The 1,744-nt window shown below is 37.9% G+C and carries 2 protein-coding genes and 1 riboswitch; both genes read right to left on the reverse strand.

Annotated elements, in window-relative coordinates:
- Positions 1-231 precede the first annotated feature (231 nt).
- Positions 232-684 (reverse strand): hypothetical protein, encoded by a 453-nt coding sequence (locus tag VIHSUH07_RS04905; protein WP_105084097.1) that lies wholly within the window; start codon positions 682-684, stop codon positions 232-234.
- 17 nt (positions 685-701) lie between these two features.
- On the reverse strand, positions 702-980 hold the full coding sequence (locus tag VIHSUH07_RS04910; RefSeq protein ID WP_005378621.1) for a helix-turn-helix domain-containing protein: 279 nt from the start codon (positions 978-980) through the stop codon (positions 702-704).
- A gap of 171 nt (positions 981-1,151) precedes the next feature.
- A riboswitch (cobalamin riboswitch) is annotated at positions 1,152-1,322 on the forward strand.
- Positions 1,323-1,744: the final 422 nt, after the last annotated feature.

Consider the following 1,744-nt stretch of genomic DNA (forward strand, 5'->3'; position numbering starts at 1 on the left):
TTCTAATTTGTAGGACACCATATAGGAGGACCGTCTAATAAATACTACAAGCCTGTACTAATTCATAGAACCCCATATAGATGGACCACCTAATAGATACTACAGGCCTGTACTAATATTTAGATGCTTATATATCGTACGACACGTGAGTACAAAAAGAGGAGCTGCTTATAGTAACAGCTCCTTTTTTAGTCCATAAGATGCTACAGTTTTTTATGAGTCTTAAGCGTCTTAGTTGGATACTTCTTTTAATTGTCCTGCAGCAATAGCTATGTTTTTAGAATAGATGGCTTGCATATAACCATAGGTATCTGGTTTTAATTCTTTTAGTTTAGGGTTTTTCTTAATATTTCGACGTAGAAGTTGACCTGTACGAGCATCAATTAGATTGATTTCGTCTTGGGTCCAATAGATAGTATCTGCATCTTGGTTGAAATAGTAATGGTTGATGTATTCTGTCATGTAATACATGGCACCTTGATGGCTATATGTTTTGGCGATGATTTCATAGTTATTGCCTTCGCCTGCACGGACGATGACACGATTATCCGCGTAGTATTGTTGGCCGTTCATGCGATACATATAGGAATAGCCTCTAGCGTTCTCTAGGTCACCTATATTAACTGCATAAGCACTACCCGTTAAGGCAAGGAATGTAAGCGTTAGAATAGCTAATTTTTTCATAGTATGGTGATTGCTCCTTATTTGGCATGAGGCTGATCTGATTCAGCGACGACGTTGACCACAACTTGTTGGTCGGATGGTATTTGACTCATGATAACCGGCATTGGTTGTTCCATGGCTTGAGCAATGCCTTTTATTTGTCGAATCGCAACTGGTACGGGTGTAGAAGACCCGTCTTGAAAGTTTTGTTCTAGTGTATTGATTTCGCTAACTGTTAAACCAGCTTTTGCTGCAAATGTTTCTTGTGAAAGTTGATGTTCCTCGCGGAATGCTTTTATAATGTCTCCGATATACATAATGACCTCCATAATGTAAATTACTCTATCATTATACATGAAAGCATGATGAGATAATAGATAGATTGGAATATAGTCTTTTGTTATTAGTGTATTATAAATATTTATTTATGAAAATGTAAAAAAGGTTTGACGAAAGTAACATACGGTGATAATATAAACACATAGACAACATCATATTTGGGAATAGGTGCTGAAAAGCATAATAGAGAAGCTGGTTAAAGGCCAGCACGGTCCCGCCACTGTATGGTTGAGCGAGTCTAATTAAGTCACTGGGAAACTGGGAAGGCTAGATGAGCATTGACACCGAGTCAGGAGAACTGCCTATTCAACATTCACCATTTGACCTACGAGTGATAGGGAGGAGAAGTTTGAGACTCCCTTTTTACGTACCCGTAAAAAGGATTTTTTTGTGTAAATGATGTTTTATAGTACACAAATTATAATCTCTGTATTGTTAAAGCAGTCATGGTGAATATACCGTTTGGTATTATCAGCATGGCTTTTGTTATGTCTGTTAATATATTTATTGGTAAATGTAGGGCATGCATTTATTCATCATCATCCTAAAAAGAGAGATGGTCCTAGCACCTAGGTTAGGTGTTTGGACCATCTCTTTTTTGGCTCTCTGTCAAATGTTGGGGTGTTCACCCTACGAGTCTTGTTTGGCACCAATCATATGTATGGTTGGTGCCATTCTTTTTGCTCAAAAGTAGAATACGTACTCTGAATCTACCAAAGTGGCGAAGCCCATAGCTTATTCG

It is taken from the genome of Veillonella sp. T34266-5, assembly GCF_002959815.1.
Lineage (GTDB): Bacteria > Bacillota > Negativicutes > Veillonellales > Veillonellaceae > Veillonella > Veillonella atypica.